General features: G+C 60.6%; 14 protein-coding genes. 7 read left to right on the top strand and 7 right to left on the bottom strand.

Annotation, left to right across the window (positions count from 1 at the left end):
* Positions 1 to 29: 29 nt before the first annotated feature.
* From CMG77_RS02500 to CMG77_RS02520, 5 genes are all read right to left on the bottom strand, one after another.
* A complete protein-coding gene (locus tag CMG77_RS02500) occupies positions 30 to 827 on the bottom strand; it encodes a hypothetical protein (RefSeq protein ID WP_286804570.1) in 798 nt (265 codons plus the stop codon).
* A 167-nt stretch (positions 828 to 994) separates the two neighbouring features.
* The gene (locus tag CMG77_RS02505; RefSeq protein WP_286804571.1) at positions 995 to 1399 is read right to left on the bottom strand and encodes an FAD-binding oxidoreductase; all 405 of its coding nucleotides are present in this window, start codon (positions 1397 to 1399) and stop codon (positions 995 to 997) included.
* Positions 1400 to 1418: 19 nt separating this feature from the next.
* Positions 1419 to 2978: a DUF6351 family protein gene (locus CMG77_RS02510; protein ID WP_286804572.1), complete on the bottom strand. Its 1560-nt coding sequence runs from the start codon at positions 2976 to 2978 to the stop codon at positions 1419 to 1421.
* Positions 2979 to 3080: 102 nt separating this feature from the next.
* A complete protein-coding gene (locus CMG77_RS02515; protein WP_286804573.1) occupies positions 3081 to 5720 on the bottom strand; it encodes an AAA family ATPase in 2640 nt (879 codons plus the stop codon).
* Positions 5717 to 6865, bottom strand: a complete 1149-nt coding sequence (locus CMG77_RS02520) for a metallophosphoesterase family protein (protein WP_286804574.1) — start codon at positions 6863 to 6865, stop codon at positions 5717 to 5719. Before CMG77_RS02520 ends, CMG77_RS02515 begins: the two co-directional genes overlap by 4 nt.
* A 340-nt stretch (positions 6866 to 7205) precedes the next feature.
* Here CMG77_RS02520 and CMG77_RS02525 point away from each other — a divergent pair, with 340 nt between their 5' ends.
* The 5 genes from CMG77_RS02525 to CMG77_RS02545 all read left to right on the top strand — a co-directional run bounded on the left by CMG77_RS02525 (position 7206) and on the right by CMG77_RS02545 (position 11212).
* Positions 7206 to 8174 carry a DUF2157 domain-containing protein gene (locus CMG77_RS02525; protein ID WP_286804575.1) on the top strand — a complete coding sequence of 323 codons (969 nt, stop codon included), beginning with the start codon at positions 7206 to 7208 and terminating at the stop codon, positions 8172 to 8174.
* Complete coding sequence (locus tag CMG77_RS02530) at positions 8158 to 9210, top strand: DUF4401 domain-containing protein (protein WP_286804576.1); 1053 nt, start codon at positions 8158 to 8160, stop codon at positions 9208 to 9210. Before CMG77_RS02525 ends, CMG77_RS02530 begins: the two co-directional genes overlap by 17 nt.
* Positions 9203 to 9724 (top strand): GDYXXLXY domain-containing protein, encoded by a 522-nt coding sequence (locus tag CMG77_RS02535; protein ID WP_286903558.1) that lies wholly within the window; start codon positions 9203 to 9205, stop codon positions 9722 to 9724. Before CMG77_RS02530 ends, CMG77_RS02535 begins: the two co-directional genes overlap by 8 nt.
* Before the next feature lie 84 nt (positions 9725 to 9808).
* On the top strand, positions 9809 to 10693 hold the full coding sequence (locus CMG77_RS02540; RefSeq protein WP_286875166.1) for an adenylate/guanylate cyclase domain-containing protein: 885 nt from the start codon (positions 9809 to 9811) through the stop codon (positions 10691 to 10693).
* Between the two features lie 42 nt (positions 10694 to 10735).
* Positions 10736 to 11212, top strand: coding sequence for an RDD family protein (locus CMG77_RS02545; protein WP_286804579.1), 477 nt, complete (start codon positions 10736 to 10738; stop codon positions 11210 to 11212).
* Positions 11213 to 11326: 114 nt separating this feature from the next.
* Here the strand turns inward: CMG77_RS02545 and lptG are convergent, their stop codons facing one another.
* The gene (lptG, locus tag CMG77_RS02550) at positions 11327 to 12388 is read right to left on the bottom strand and encodes an LPS export ABC transporter permease LptG (protein ID WP_123637086.1); all 1062 of its coding nucleotides are present in this window, start codon (positions 12386 to 12388) and stop codon (positions 11327 to 11329) included.
* A complete protein-coding gene (gene lptF, locus CMG77_RS02555; RefSeq protein WP_286804582.1) occupies positions 12381 to 13496 on the bottom strand; it encodes an LPS export ABC transporter permease LptF in 1116 nt (371 codons plus the stop codon). Before lptF ends, lptG begins: the two co-directional genes overlap by 8 nt.
* Positions 13497 to 13698: 202 nt before the next feature.
* Here lptF and CMG77_RS02560 point away from each other — a divergent pair, with 202 nt between their 5' ends.
* Together CMG77_RS02560 and CMG77_RS02565 are read left to right on the top strand one after the other, a co-directional pair.
* Positions 13699 to 15186, top strand: a complete 1488-nt coding sequence (locus CMG77_RS02560; RefSeq protein WP_286903559.1) for a leucyl aminopeptidase — start codon at positions 13699 to 13701, stop codon at positions 15184 to 15186.
* Entirely contained in the window at positions 15183 to 15608 is a 426-nt protein-coding gene (locus CMG77_RS02565) for a DNA polymerase III subunit chi (protein WP_286903560.1), read from the top strand. The genes CMG77_RS02560 and CMG77_RS02565 overlap by 4 nt, the downstream gene beginning before the upstream one ends.
* The last annotated feature ends 45 nt before the right edge of the window (positions 15609 to 15653 follow it).

Below are 15653 nucleotides of genomic sequence, written 5' to 3' on the forward strand. Positions count from 1 at the left end.
GGCCCACCGGTGCCAATGAACAAGGGATATTAGCGAGTGATATTGGCGTTCAGTGCCTGATTGACGGAGGCTTCAACGGCCCCGGCCGCTTCAGTGGTCACCTGGTCGGCCACCGCCGCACTCACCTGTTGGGCCACTTCCGCATCCACCGCGGTCGCCGCTGCCGAGCTCACGGAATTGGACACCTCATTGCTCACCGTTTGGCTGACTTCGGCGGCCACATCGGCGCCAGCCTCTGCGGCAACACTGGCCGACTCCACCGCCGAAGCGGCTTGCGTCTCAACCTGGGTGCGGACGTCCGAAGCGGTATCAATGCCACTCTGAACGGTAGCCTCAGCAACGTCCTGCGCCTGTTCCACACGGCTCTGTGCGTCTTCACGCGCGGAGACCGCTGTGTTCAGCCCGGCTTCGGCCCGCCCCTCAGCACTTTGTGACGCTGACGTAGTGACCTCACCAGCACCTTCCACTAGGGCGCGGGACTCGCCCGCCAGGTTGGTAGTGCTATCTGAGGTGTCGTCGGCACCGTCGTTGATAGAATTTCCGGTGTCGACTACCTCAGTCTCCGTTTCAGCCGATTCATCCTGAGTGGACGACTCTTCGCGCTGCAGGCTCTCCGCTCCAGAACCACCCGCATTGCCGCGGGCGCCCACAGACGAACGATTCTGCCGACCCTGTTCGCCCGCTGGCTCACTGGCTTCACGAGCCCCGGACGTCTGCATCTGGGCGTTAGCGCGAGCGTCAGCCTCGGCATCAGCATTGATGGATTGGGCCGAACTTGGCAGAGCCAGAACAGAAGCGATGGCGAGTACAAGTGTTGATTTTTTCATGACTAAGACCTCCTACTGATTGGGTTTCAATCAGTTAACGTCTCAGCAGTAGATTTATTCCTTCGACATACGACTTGGCCGCCGCCTCGGCGTCAAGCCGGCCGAGAGGGACTGATGTACCTGCTCGATACCAATAGCATCTCGGAATTCCGCAAAGCGGCCAGCGGCTAAAGGGAATCACCTTCTCCTTCCAACGCCCGTATTTGGTCCAGCTCATTCTCAGTCAGAGCTTTGTAGCCTCTCAGAAACGGCCAACCGTACCCCCAGCGAAACTCCGTGGGCAGAAAGGGGGTGCCCCCGACCCTGACCCCAGCCAGCATAAGCATTGCGATTTCAGGCTCCCCGACATCGGCAACGCAACGCTTGAGTTCATTATCCGCGTCAAGACGATCCCGATAGGTGCCGCCTATCCAATAGGCATAATCGTGGGCAATGCAGCAGGATAACCAGAGTTCGTTATTCTGGACTGTGCCGTCCGGAAAGGAACTGCACCCATCGGTTTCAAAAGGCTGAAGGTCGCCGGCAACGGCACCAAGCGGAAGAAACAGTAGCGTTGCCAGAACTCTTTTCATCACACCCAACGCTGACTCGCTACCGGCGGCACTCATAGCTATCGGCAGACGTCTTGTCACCGCCAATATAGTGCGGGTGCATTGGATAGGCGCAGAGCTTGCGGTTGCCGGGCTCCGGGTTTTCGCGCGAAGCGATGATACCCTCCGGCGCTTCGCCGTTTTCCACCCAATCGACGACCGCGCTCAGCAAATCGAAGGAATCATAAGTATTGGCCCCACCGGCGCAATGGCCCATGCCGGGCACATGATAGTAACGGCTGGCATCGCTCCAGTCTTCATTGGCTTCGCCGGCCCGCTGATAAAACTCGAGCGTGTCGTAGGCCGAGAACCAGGCGTCGCTGACGCCGTGATAGAACAGGATTTTTCCACCCCGATGGAGAAAAGTGGAAAAGTTGGTCCAACCGTAGCTATCGGTGCGCGACTGCATCGGGTCATTGCGCAGCTGTGCATCTTCGGCATCAATATCAATTGCGGTCTGCTGGGCGCTGGCGCCGGGAGAGAAGAAATTCTCACCCGGAATATAAGTCATATTCCCCTCGATCATGCCGGTATCGACCGGAAAAGCGGGATAGATCTCGTAGCCGGCACTGTTGACCAGCGGCGCAAAGGCCTTGTCGAGCGCGTCCGCTTGCGCCGGTGAGATACACGAATCGTCGCCCTCTTCCTCGCAGACGAGCAGGCTGGGATCGAAGTCGCAACCACGGACATTGGCGACCACCCCGTCTTCAAGGCCATCCAGGCCGTCGCATTGCGCCAATAGCCCATCATGCACCGCGCGGCGTTCTGCCGGAGAAAAAGCGCGGCCAACCTGCGGATTGCCCTCGTCGTCACGGGGCGCTATTTCGTTAAAGGCCACCACCGCCTTACGCAGGGCGAAATTTGAGTTTCCTGTGCGCATGGCCGGCGCACCGACCACGGCACCATCGAACAGCATGGGATAGCGCTGCGCGGCCAGCATGCTCTCGCGCCCGCCGGTCGAGCAGCCGGAAATATAGGTATGATGCGCGGCCCGCCCGTAATGGGCCTTCACAATCTCCTCGCCCAGTTCGGTGACCTTGGCCACGGATTGTCCGGAAAAATCGAGCGCGGCCTGCTGATCGGCCATAAAGGACGCATCGAAACCGTGCTCGCCCTTGTGTCCACCATCGGTGGAAATCACCGCAAAACCCCGCGCCAAAGCTGGCTTATCACCAGCCGCATTGCCGCCCAGCGGCGGATGCACTGTGCCATTCAGCCCGCCGCCACCCTGAAACAGGAACCGACCGTTCCAGTCCGCCGGCATGGCCAGCGCGAAACCAAGGCCATAGGTCTTGCCGTCCGCTCCTGTGCGTTCGTTGCTGATGCCTTCGACATAACAATGAGTGGGCAGCTCCACCGAAGTGCTACCGGGACCGGCTCCGAAGCTGAAGGAGCCGGCTGGCTTTTCCTCGGAGCGGGTGATTTCGGTGTTCGCCATTTCAAGTCCGGTCAATGCTGTGCAGGCATTGTTAGCCACTGCGGCATCGCCGTCGGAAAGATCGTGCGTCCCACATCCTGCAACGGCCAAAGCCGCCAACCCAATTGTCAATCGGTTCATCATTTTCGTTCCTTTTATCGCTGCCCCAACAGCCGAGGCAAATGAGTTATAGCAATTCAAGTAAGGGTAGATGTATCTTCACCGTTCGAAGATACAGAATGTCCTCTACCCCATCTTCAACCCCTGCAAATCCCTCGGCGTAGCCCCCAAATCCCTCCAATTCTCGGGATGGCAGGAAAACAATAGCACCTGGTGTCGGCGGGCGGCGTCGAACAGGATGCGTTTCATCTGGTCCAGGCGCTGAGCGTCGCTGTGGACCAGGGCGTCGTCCAGGATGATGAGTGTGGGCTTGCCAGCTTCGCGCAGCAGGTCGGCGTAGGCCAGGCGGCTGATCAGGCCCATTTGTTCCCTTGCGCCGTAGCTGAGTGATGGCAGGTCGCCCTGCTCTTCTCCCGTGCCTTGAGGGCGCGTGAGGGTGGTGGGCATGAGGTTTTCATCCACACTCAGGTGGGCTTGGGGAAACAGCAGTTTCAGGTAGTGGTTCAGGTGTTTTTGCAGGGGCGCCTGCAGCTGACGGGTCAGGGCCTGACGTTTGTCTTTGAGCAGGTTGAGTAACAGGTCCAGCGCCTGGGCACGTCGGGCCAGTTCATCCCGGCGTTGGGCCAGGCGTTGGTTGATCTGCGCCTCTTCATCGCGTTTTTCTTCCAGGCCCTGGGCGCCCTGCTCTTCCAGTCGGACTTGCAGGTCGCGGATGCTTTGGGCCCTGTCCCGCGCTTGGGTTTCCATGGCGTTCGCGGACTTTGTAAAGCGTTCGATATCCTGCTCAAGCACCTCGGGTTGTTCGGCATCAATTTTCTTTTGTCGGGCGTCGATGGCGGTGGTGAGCTGATGCTCACGGGCTTTGAGGTCGGTCAGCTCCTTATTGGCCTGCTCTTCGCGGGCTTTGCGATCCGGCGCCTGAAGTTGGGCGTTGAGCTTATCCCATTCGGCGTGGGCGTTGGTGCTCTTTTGCTCTGCCAGGCCCTCTTGTTGTTGGTGTTGAGTGAGCGCGTCTTCGGCTCGTTTCAGTTCCGCGCGGGCGGCTTCCAGTTCCGCCTCAGCGTTTTCTTCCGAGGGCACGTCCGTTTGTGCTTCGGGCACTTCTGCCAGCTGTACGCGTAGCGCTTCCAGGCGGGCGTCGTCCTGCTCGGCGGCCGAGCGCAGGGCGTCCACGCCTTTGGGGGCGAGGGCGTCCAGTCGTACTTGCTCGCGTTCGATGGCTTGTGCGAGCCTCTGATTGTCGGCGGCACGTTGCTCGCCTTCCTCCAGACTGGCGACGCCGAGGCGTCGCAACAAACTGCTCTGCTCGGCTTGTAGGGTTTCCTGCTGACGCTGGAGGTCGGCGACGTCAGTGCCGCCGGGCTGAATGCTCAAGCGCCCGACACCGGGGATGCGCAGTTCGGTGGCCTCGACCAACAGGGTTTCACCCTCACCGGTGACCGTCTCTTCGCCGATGGTGATGGACTGTTCCGTTTCCAGCTCGTAGTTCAACCGGGTCGCGAGGGCTTTCTGTCGGATGATCAATTCCGCCAGGGCCTGCTCGATGCGCTTCAGTTGGGCCAATGCGGTTGGGTCCATGTCTTTGGCGGGCTGTTCCGCATGCAGTTTCTTTAAGGCCGCATGCCGTTCGGTGGCCTGCTTGAGTGTATCCGCTTGTTGGCTTTGGCGTTCGGCCAATTGGTCGACCTGTTGTTGCAGCCGGGCGCGTTCCGCCTGGTGACGGGCTTGCTCACGTCGGGCTCGGGCCTGCTCGTAAGTTTGCTGGGCGTCGGCCCGGCGTTTTTCCAATTGGGGCCGGCGGTCGCGGCATTCCTGCCACTGTGCGTCGGCCTTGGCTTTTTCTTCGGCGCGTTGGGTCAGTTGGTACTGCTGGTTTTCAAAGTCTTTGAGTTGCTGGCGATACACCGACTGGCTTTGGCGGCAGCTGTCCAGGACTTGCTGGTCCTGTCGCTGTTCGCTCTGCCAGCGTTGGACTTCGCTCAGTTGGGTTTTTGCGGCGTCGGCTTTTTTACGCTGCTCTTCCCAAGGGCGGACGGCATCAATGGTCTGTTTTTGTTCGATCAATGAGCCTAACTGATCCACCTGTTGGCGGTACTGTTCGACGGACTGGTTCAGGGCCTCAAGGCGTTCCTGACTGTGCCGGTAATCCTCCAACACTTTTTTGTAGTCTTTGGTTTCCTTGCCGGTGCTGGTCAGCAATTCGGCACGCTCTTTTTCCACTCGGGCGATCAGCTCGTCGCCGCCGCTGCTGGCCACTTCGCCCAGGCTCTGGCCCAGCGCCGATTGCAGGTGTTCCCCGGCGTGGTTGACCGGGCCCTGAATGTCCTGCACCGCGCCCTGCTCTACCCACAACAGGCCGGGAATGCCCCAGTGCTCGGCTTTGCTCGCGCCGCGCCCGGGGAATTGGTAGCCAAGCATCTCGGCCAGTTTTTCCTCTGCCTCTTCACCGCTGAAGTGTTGGCTGCCGACTTTGAGGTCGCAGCGCTTTTTGCCAAGGAAGCGTTTGTTGAGCGTCCAGTGCTCGCCCTGCCAGTCGAACTCCAGTTCGATTTCGGGGGTGGCCGAGGTGTCGCCCCAGGGCTGCAGGTCGTCCACGCTGCTGGATTTGTAGCGCTCGAAAAAGGCGGCGCGAATGGCGCGCACCAGGGTGCTTTTGCCGGACTCGTTGGGGCCGACAAACAGGTTGATGCCGTCGGTGAGATCGCGGATTTCCAGGGGCTGGCGGAACTGTTTGAGTTGGTCGAGACGCAGACGGGTCAACTTCATTGGGCGCTCTCCACCTGTTCGCTCTCGGAAGTCGTGCCATTTTCACGCAGCATGCCGGCCAGTATCGCCAGGGCCGTGCGGGCGGTATCGGCTTCCTCGCCCTGGCCTTCCTGCCGCTCGCGCAGCTCGCCAATAACCTCGCCCACGTAACCGTCCGCGTGCAGTGCGGCGATGTCCTCCTCGGTGGGTATCAGGTTCAGGCCGGACAGGTGAGATTGAAAGCTGCGGTGACGGGCCTCGGCTCCACCGAGGTAGTGCAACAGCGTCTGGTGACCGGACAGGTCCACTTCGCCGTCCACCGTCAGGTCCACTACCGAACGCGGCGGCAGGGCGTCCAGCTCGGCGATTAGCCGATCCAGATCGCTGGCCACGGCCAGGGTGCCCTGGTGCTTTATCCATTGGAACTGGCCGGTTGTGTGGGGCTGCACCTGGGGCTCGGCGCCGGGCTGCTCAATATCGACGATCAATGCCTGGCCGGCGCCGTTGTCCTTGAACCGCTCCTGCTCAGGCGTGCCGCTGTAACGCGTGCGGGCGTCGATGGTTTTGTAGCCATGCCAGTCCCCCAGGGCCAAATAGTCCAACCGGGCGGTGGCGGCCCGGTCGGCGGCAATGGGGTTGGTGGAGTCGATTTCCTCGGCCAGCTGGCCTTCGACGCTGCCGTGGGCGAGGCCGATGCGCGGCAGGCCGTCTGGAGTATCGGCACGGTCGAACCACTCGGTGAGGTCGTTGTAGGTCTGCCGTTGGGTCAGGGGCGCGGGCAGCACGGCGAAGCCCAGGTCCTGATAGACACGGACTTCCGGTGTCAGGAGCAGATCGACGTTGTCCGGCACGGCACTCAGGCGCTGGGCGTGAGTCCAGACGCTTTCCGCCAGGGCGGCGTCGTGGTTGCCGGGGAGGAGCAGCCAGGGGCCGGTAAAGCCGGCCATGGCCTGAAAGGTGCGGTGGATGGTCCGGTCCGATAAGTTCTGGGCATCGAACACATCCCCGGCGACCAGGACGGCATCGACGGCCTGCTCGGTGGCCAGCGCGGCCAGCGTCTCAATGGCGGTAAAGCGGGCGTCCGCCAGGATTGAGGCGTCTTCTTCGGCGAAGCGGCTGTATTGGCGGCCGATCTGCCAGTCGGCGGTGTGGAGAAAGCGGGGCATGGGGCCGGGTCCTTTCTGCTTGGTTCGATCATAGAGGGAGGGAGTCTACCGAATTTAAGCGTTGAGCGGCACCGTGTGGGTGGCTTAGGACTCGAGAGCGGTGGATGACGGCCTCCGGCCTTATCCACCCTAACTGCTGGGCTACAGAACTTGGGTGGTTTTAGGGCGGGGGCGGTGGATGTGGTTGGGGTGGGTTACGGCGGATGCGCGCCTTTGGGCGCTTATCCGCCCTACGCAGATTTCGGGTGTTAGCCGCACGATGGACAACGGGCGGTATGGGTGCTTGACGGTGTTGGGTGGCTTGTGGATACTGCCTGAAAACGAACACGGACCTGCTTTCATGGATACGGCGCGCCGACAATTGGATCATCTGATTGAGCAGGAGGAACTCGCTCCTGCTGATTACCAGCGTGCGGCCACGTTGCTCGGCCTCTATCCTTCCCTGCCCCGCTGGCAACGTTTCCTCGATCATCTTCTGCTCTGGCTCAGCGCTTTGGCGCTTGGCTTTGCGCTGCTGTTTTTTATTGCCTACAACTGGACCGAGCTGGGTCATCTGGGTCGGTTCGCGCTGGTTGAGCTGGCGTTGCTCATCGCCGTGAGCGCCTATTTCTGGAAAGGTGGAAGGGGGCTGGCGGCGAAAGCGGCGCTGTTTGCCGCGGCACTGGTGGTGGGCGGTTTGCTGGCCCTGTTCGGTCAAACCTATCAGACCGGCGCGGACCCCTGGCAGCTGTTTTTTACCTGGAGCCTGATGATTCTGCCCTGGGCGCTGATTGCCCGGTTGCCCGCACTCTGGGTATTGGTGATCGGGCTTTGGAATCTGGCCACAATGCTCTATCACGGCACCTTCGGCTCGGTCTGGATTCTGACCGGGGACACCAGCCTGGCCTGGGCGCTGCTGGTCATCAATACCCTGAGTTTGATTGGGTGGGAGCTGGCGGCGCGCCGATTGACCTGGCTCGATACCGGCTGGGCTCAGCGCCTGATTGCCGCCGGCGTAGGGATGGCGGCCACCATACTGGCGTTGATAGGCAGCTCGGACACCCTGATCAGTGGCGAGCTACTGATCTACGCGCTGGTGTTGGCGGCCATTTACGGCGTTTACCGGTACCTCAAGCCCGACCTGTTTATGCTCGCCGGCGGCTGCCTCTCCGTGATTGTGGTCATCGACGGGTTGTTCATTGCGCACACCGACCTGCAGGAAGACGGTGTCTTCTTTCTGCTTAGCGCCATCACCATCGGCTCGACCACGGCCCTGGTGAAGTGGCTGATTCATCTGAACCGGCTTATGCACCATGAACCAGAACACTGACGCAAAGCGCCGCCTCGCCGAAGCCGGTATCGGCCTTCAACCGGGCAATGATCAAGGGCCGGTGATTCCCTGGTATCTGCTTGTTCTTCAGGGAATCGGTGGCTGGCTGGCCGCGCTGTTTCTTCTGGGTTTTCTCGGCCTGGGATTCATTCAGGCACTGGATAAGCCGATCATCGCCCTGGTGCTGGGTTTACTGCTGATCGGTGGCGCTTTTGGTTTATTGCTTCACCGACAGAGTGTTTTTCTGGAGCAGCTGGTATTGGCCTCCAGCCTCGCCGGTCAATTGCTGGTCGCCTATGCCATCGCCTACTGGCTCGATGATATCAACGCCCTGTTCTGGGTGGGAATGTTGATTCTGCATTCAGCCCTTGCCGTGCTGATGGCGAGTCAGTTGCACCGAATATTTTCCGCGTTGTTTGCGGGCTTATCCCTGTTTTTTCTCGGCGTGGAAACCGGAGCCGTGTACGGTATTCCGCCCGTCGTTTTGGGTATCACCTGTGTATTTTGGCTGAACGAATTTCACTACCCTCAGCACCGCAACGCCCTGAAAAACATCGCCATGGGACTGACGCTCGGGCTGCTGGTCATGCAGTACCTGATCCGTTTTCCCGAGCTGGTGGAAGACAGCCTCGCAATCGCCTGGTTTCCCCACTGGCTGGGCGAGTGGCTGACCGGCGCCGCGCTTGGCTATCTGGCCTACCGGGTGATCCGCGTGAACCCAATGGCGCTGACTGGACGCGCATTGATTATCAGTGCGGTCACCTTGGTGCTTCTTTGTCTGGCCTCCTCTTATGCTTTCGGTCTGACGCAGGGCGCAGCACTGATTGCCCTGGGGTTCGCCATCAACCACCGGATCGTGATGGGGCTGGGCGTACTGTCTCTGCTGTTTTCCATTTCCACCTACTATTACCGTCTGGACCTGACCCTACTGGAAAAATCCTTCACTCTGCTGATTCTCGGACTGTTTTTTTTCGCTGTGCGCTATGGCCTGAATCGTTGGTCGGCCAGCCTCTCTGGAGACATGACCGATGCGTAGGGGAATCGCACTGGTCACCGCCCTGGCCATATTGGTGCTCGTCAATTTTTCCATTTATGAGAAGGAGCAGCATCTGGCCCAGGGTGAAATCATGTATCTCGAGCTCGCCCCGGTGGACCCGCGCTCGCTGATGCAGGGGGATTACATGACGCTCCGTTTTGAAATCGGCAATCAGATCCGTGACGCCGTCCGCTCAAACGGCCAGGCCGACGATGAACCCGACGACACTTCCGAAGGCTACGCCATCGTGCGTCTGGATGAGCAGAGTATCGCGCACTTTGTCCGACTCGCCGCTTCGACCACCGCCCTTGAGGAAGACCAGCGCGCCCTGTTCTATCGTCAACGTAACGGCCGGATTCTGTTCGCCACCAACGCCTTCTTTTTTCAGGAGGGGCAGGCCGAGCGTTATGAGGCTGCCCGGTATGGGCGGTTTCGAGTGAACGAGGAAGGCGAGCCGCTTTTGGTGGGGTTGCATGATGAGGGGTTGGTGAGGTTGGATCCGGTGGATGGGTAGGGATTTTGCTGGGTACCTGTGTTTTCGGGGCGCCAGGCGTTATCATTCACCTTTAAGAGTCGTTCTGGAGCAGCCTACCGTCTCATGACCGCCATCAATCGGACACTAGCCATCATGTTTGCCGACGTTTCGGGCAGTTCAGCCCTGTATAAGCGTCTTGGCAACCTGTTAGCGAAGCGCTCAGTAGACGGTGCCATCGACATCATGACTCACGTGACCGAGAGCTATCAGGGGCATGTGGTCAAAACCCTCGGGGACGAGGTCATGGCCCGCTTCGATACCGCTCAGGCCGCCTGCGACGCTGCCGTTGCCATGCAGCGGGAAGCCCGCCATGCCGGGGTCGCGCTACGTATCGGTATTGCCTTCGGCCCGGCCCTGCTGGATGACAATGATGTGTTTGGGGAGGCGGTCAACGACGCGGCTTTTGTCGCCAAGGTGGCCCGGGCCAACCAGATTGTGCTCACCCAAACTCTGGTGGATGAGCTTCAGGGGGTTACCCGGGAGCACTGCCAGGAGTTTGACCGCGTGGCGGTCAAGGGCGAAACCCGGCACAGCCTGATTTACCGCCTGCAGTGGGAAACCCCGACCCAGAGCCACAGCGCCACCACGGTGATGTCGATCGAAGAGATCGCCGGAAAAATGAGCCGCTACCAGCTACACCTGACACTCGGTAATGAAGAACTGACCATTCACCCCGAGCAGACGCCCTATATTATCGGCCGAGACCCGATCAAGGCTCACCTGCACATTCAGTCCGGGCTGGCCTCGCGGGATCACTGCCATGTGATTTTCCGGCGCGGCAAGTTCGTGCTGGTGGATCACAGCACCAACGGCACCTACGTCTCGGGCCCGGATCAGCCGGAAATGTACCTGCGACGGGAAGAGTTTCCGTTGTTCGGTTCGGGCACCATCTCCATCGGACAACCGGCGGAGCGCGCCGGTGAATGGCTGATTCACTACCGACTGTAACTCCAATCACCTGACATTCATCGACCGCCGGACCCTATCATCGTGACCGATTCCCAAAACACACCGCGCCCCGCCGGACTGCTTCGCCGTTTTGCCGCCATGGTGTATGACAGCCTGCTGTTGATTGCCGTGGGGCTGGCCTACGGTGCGCTGGTGACGCTGCTTAACGTACTGATTCAGGGCGCGCCGACCGAGCGCGAAGCCATTGAGTGGGGTTATTGGCGATTTCCCGTGTTCATCGGACTGATTGCGGTATGGGTGGGCTTTTTCTATTATTTCTGGGGCCGTTCAGGACAGACTCTGGGGATGCGGGCCTGGCGATTGAAATTGACCGACGCGGCTTCCGGCCAGTTGCCGGCGCCCCGGCAACGGCTGATGCGAGGACTGCTAGCGCCTTTGTCGCTGTTTCTTGCGGGGCTGGGTTATTTCTGGTTGTGGGTCGATCCGAAAGGCCACACCCTGCACGGGCGCCTTAGTGGTACTCGTGTTTGGTTGATGCCGAAGGAGCCCAAGGCGTAGTCGTGCCGGATTGCCGCTTGGTTAATGGTGGATGACGGCCTGCGGCCTCCGAGGCGTCGGACCGATCCACCCTACCTCGGGGTAATGGGAGCGTTCCCCCCGGCAATGAGAGCGTTAGCGGGTGCGGCTTAGGAGGAACAGGCCGAAGGCGGCGCAGGCGGCGATGGGAATCAACACCGCCAGCACCGGCGGGAAGCCGAACACCAGGCTGGAAGGCCCGAGCAGGCTCTGGGTCAATTGGAAGGCAATGCCGAATACCACCCCGGTAAAAATACGCTGACCCATGGTCACTTCCCGCAGCGGACCAAAGATGAACGAAATCGCCACCAACACCAGGCTGATGGTCGCCAGCGGTTGCAGGGCTTTTTCCCAGAAGGCCAGACGGTATTCGCTGTTTTCAAGTTTCTGCTCTGCCAGATAATCCACGTAATAAACCAGATTGCGGATCGAGAGGCCTTCCGGAGGCAGAGCGATGATGTTCAATATTTCCGGGGTCAGGTCCGTCTTCCAGCGCCGCAGCGCGTAGGCATCCACCCGGGTACCCTCGTCTTCAAAGTGGGTGACCGACACGCCCTCTTCCTGCCAATACCCCTGCTGAAACGTGGCCTGCTCGGCGTAGCTGGCCTGTTCGAGTTGCCGCTCGTCATTGAACCGGTAACGGGTGATACCGTGCAGTATTCCATTCGGTTGTACCGCGTTGAAATACAGAAACTCGTTGCCTTCACGATGCCAGAGACCGCGCTCGGTATTCAGGGCCCGCTGCCCGCCCAACGCGACCGCGCGCCGGCTTTCCGCCACCTGATCCGTGTAAGGCGTGACGTACTCACCCAACACCAACCCGATGGCGATAAACACAAACACCGGCTTGAGCACCAGCCATGTAATCCGGACCACCGACACACCGGCAGCCCGCATCACCACCAGCTCACTGGAGCTTGCCAACAGACCAAGGCCGGCCAGACAGCCGATCAGGCTGGCATAGGGAATGTATTCATAGATGCGCCCGGGCATGGTCAGTGCGATATAGATCAGCGCTTCGGACACATCATAGTCGGCGCGCAGGTCGGCCACTTCGTCGATAAACCCACCGATCAGGTCCAGTGACAGGACCACCAGCAACACCAGGGCAATGGCTGCGAATACGGTCCGGGCGATATAGCGACTGATCTTACGCATGTGCTGCCCTCCTTGACCGCCGCTTCTGACGCCCCAGCTTGAGGTTCTGCCAGCTCAGCATCAGTAACGCAATGGCCAGAAACACCCCATGCACCAGCCAGAAACCGGGCATCAAGGGGAAGCTGCCGGATTCCAACGCGCCACGCAAACCGCTCAGCGTCCCGAGGTACAACATGTACAGCACAATGGCTGGCAACATTTTGGCGTAGCGACCGCGACGCGGATCGGTGCGGCTGAACGGCACCGCCATCAGGGCCACCACCAATACCAGCACCGGCAGTGACAGCCGCCACTGCAGGGTGGTGCGTCGCTCCAGGTCCTCTGCCCCGATCAGCTCCGCCGTGCTCCAGGTGTCGGATTGACCGCGCATGCTCGCTTCGATGTTCGGTGGCTTCATGTGCTGGGCGAAAGTCTCGAACTCGGTCACCTCGTAGTCCGCTGCACCGGGCTGCCCTTCATAGCGGCGACCGTTATGCAAGTACAAGTAACGCTGCTCATACTCCGGATGCATGGCCTGCTCTGCATAATCGGCCACCAGAACTGAATGGCGCTCAGCTCCTGCTTCCCGGCCGCCCTGAGCCACAAACAGCGTCTGCAATCGGGTGCGATCATCGCTGACTTCGGTAATGTAGGCCATGGAGTTGGAGTCGCCCAGCGCCTGAAAGCGCCCGGGCTGGATGGTGTCGAACTCGCTGCGGGTTCGCTGCTCGGCCAGAATGGTTTCGGTGGCGCGGGCGCCAGTTGGGCTGACCCAGAGGCTGAGAAAACCCACCACCACAGAAAGCATGAAGGCGGGTATCAGGGTAATGACGACCAACTGCGCCTGACTGATACCACAGGCCGACAGTACGACCATCTCACTGTCGGTATAGAGCCGACCGTAGGCCAGCAGGATGGCGATAAAAAAGCCCAGCGGAATGATCAGCTCGAGAAAGCCTGGCAGGCGGTAACCCATGATGGAGAACAGCACATCCACCGCCAGCTCACCGGCGGCCGCATCGGCCAGGTATTTGACAAAGCGGCCACTCATGAAAATCAGCAGCAGTACGCTGCTGACCGCCAGAGTGGTCACCAGAATCTCACGATTGAGATAGCGAAAAATAATCACACACGCATCCCGTCTGTCGCTCAAGCGGTCACTCTCGCCATGAGCGACCGCGAAAAAAAGACCGGCAACCCGCCCGACACAATTTGCCCTGCGTCGCGGATCGCGTAAACTTGAGACATCAGCCTGCGGCCGATTCCGAGGGGAGGCATTATCCCCTACTCGACCGCATTTGTCTCGACCCCTAACGCAATGGAGTACCGCCATGCAAACCACGGCCAAAGTCGTCAACGCCCTTACCGACCGCAGTGACTGCCTGATTGTGACCGCTTTCGAAAATCAGCAGTGGTCTCCCGCCGCAGAGGCGCTGGAGAAGCAGGCCGGGCAGTTGGCCGCATTGTGCAAGCGCGACGGCTTCAAGGGCAAGGAGGGCGAAACGCTCCTGCTGCCCACACCGGAGGGAACGACGGCCAAACGCGTTCTGGTGCTCGGCCTGGGCAGTGCAGCCCCCAAGGCCGCCAGTTTCCAGCGCGCCCTGGGAAAAGCGGTGGAGGCACTGAAAACCACGCCGGCAAAATCCCTCACCCTGTGCCTCAACGGCGTGACCGTCGAGGNCCGGGANCTGCGCTGGACGGCCCGTCAGGTGACCTACACGCTGGGGCTGAGCCAGTACCGGTTTACCCGCTGCAAAAGCCAGAAAGGTGAGGCCTCGCCCTTCGCACCCACCAAAGTGACACTCGGCTGCGCCAAAAAATCCCAGGCGGCGGAAATCAANGCCGGCCTGAGCGAAGGCGTCGCCCTGGCCAAGGGCACCAACTTCACCCGCGAGCTGGGTGACCTGCCCGGTAACATCTGCACTCCCAGTTACCTCGCCACCGANGCGCGCAAGCTGGCGCGCAACCAGAAAAANCTGAGTGTGAAAGTGCTCGATGAAAAACAGATGAAAGAGCTGGGCATGGGNTCGCTCCTGTCCGTCTCCGCTGGCAGCGACGANCCGGCCAAGCTGATTGTCATGGAATACAAGGGCGCCGCCAAAACCGAAGCGCCGGTGGCGCTGGTNGGTAAAGGCATCACTTTCGATACCGGCGGNATCAGCCTGAAGCCCGGCGCCGGTATGGACGAGATGAAATTCGACATGTGTGGCGCGGCCAGCGTGTTCGGCTGCATGCAGACGCTGATCGAGCTACAACCCAAACTCAACGTGGTAGCGGTGGTGGCCGCCGCCGAAAATATGCCCAGCGGTGGCGCCACCAAGCCCGGGGATATTGTCACTTCCATGTCGGGTCAGACCATTGAAGTGCTGAACACCGACGCCGAAGGCCGTCTGGTGCTGTGCGACGCACTCACTTACGTGGAGCGCTTCAAGCCCAAAGCCGTGGTGGACATCGCTACGCTTACCGGCGCTTGCGTCATCGCGCTGGGTAACCACGCCACCGGCCTGTACAGCAACCGGGACGAACTGGCGGAGGCCCTGCTCTCGGCCGGTGAAACGGCCGGCGATCGCGCCTGGCGTTTGCCCCTGTGGGATGAGTACCAGAAGCAGTTGGACAGCAATTTTGCCGATATGGCCAATATCGGTGGCCGCGAGGCGGGCAGTGTCACCGCCGCCTGTTTTCTGTCCCGTTTCACCGGCAAGTATGCCTGGGCGCACCTGGACATCGCCGGTACCGCCTGGCGCTCCGGTGCGGCCAAAGGCGCGACCGGTCGCCCGGTACCGCTGTTGATGCACTACCTGCTCAGTCAGGCCTCATGAACCGGATCGATTTCTACATTCTGCCGTCGGATGCGCCCGAGGCGCGGTGGCATTTTNTCGGTCGCCTGGCCGACAAGGCCGCGCGCCTCGGGCACCGGGTGCTGATTGCCGTCGACAACGCGGAACAGGCGCAAGCGCTGGACGAGCACCTGTGGGCGCAACCGGAGGACAGCTTTCTGCCCCATCGGCGCCTCGGGGATACCGACGCGCCAGCAGCGGCCGTGGAAATCACCGACTCCGAGCAATGCGGCGACCATCGCGATGTGCTGATCAACCTGCGTACCGCCGTGCCCTCCCACTTTGAACAGTTTGAACGACTGGCCGAAGTGGTGATTCAGGCGCCGGAGGTACTCAAAACCACCCGGGAGCACTTCAGTTTTTACAAGTCCCGGGGTTATCCTGTTCGCCACCAACAACTGTAATCGAGCGTACAGCCATGGCCGAGCGCAAAGGCGATACCAAAGATA

It is taken from the genome of Marinimicrobium sp., assembly GCF_002695945.1.
GTDB classification, from domain to species: domain Bacteria; phylum Pseudomonadota; class Gammaproteobacteria; order Pseudomonadales; family Cellvibrionaceae; genus Marinimicrobium; species Marinimicrobium koreense.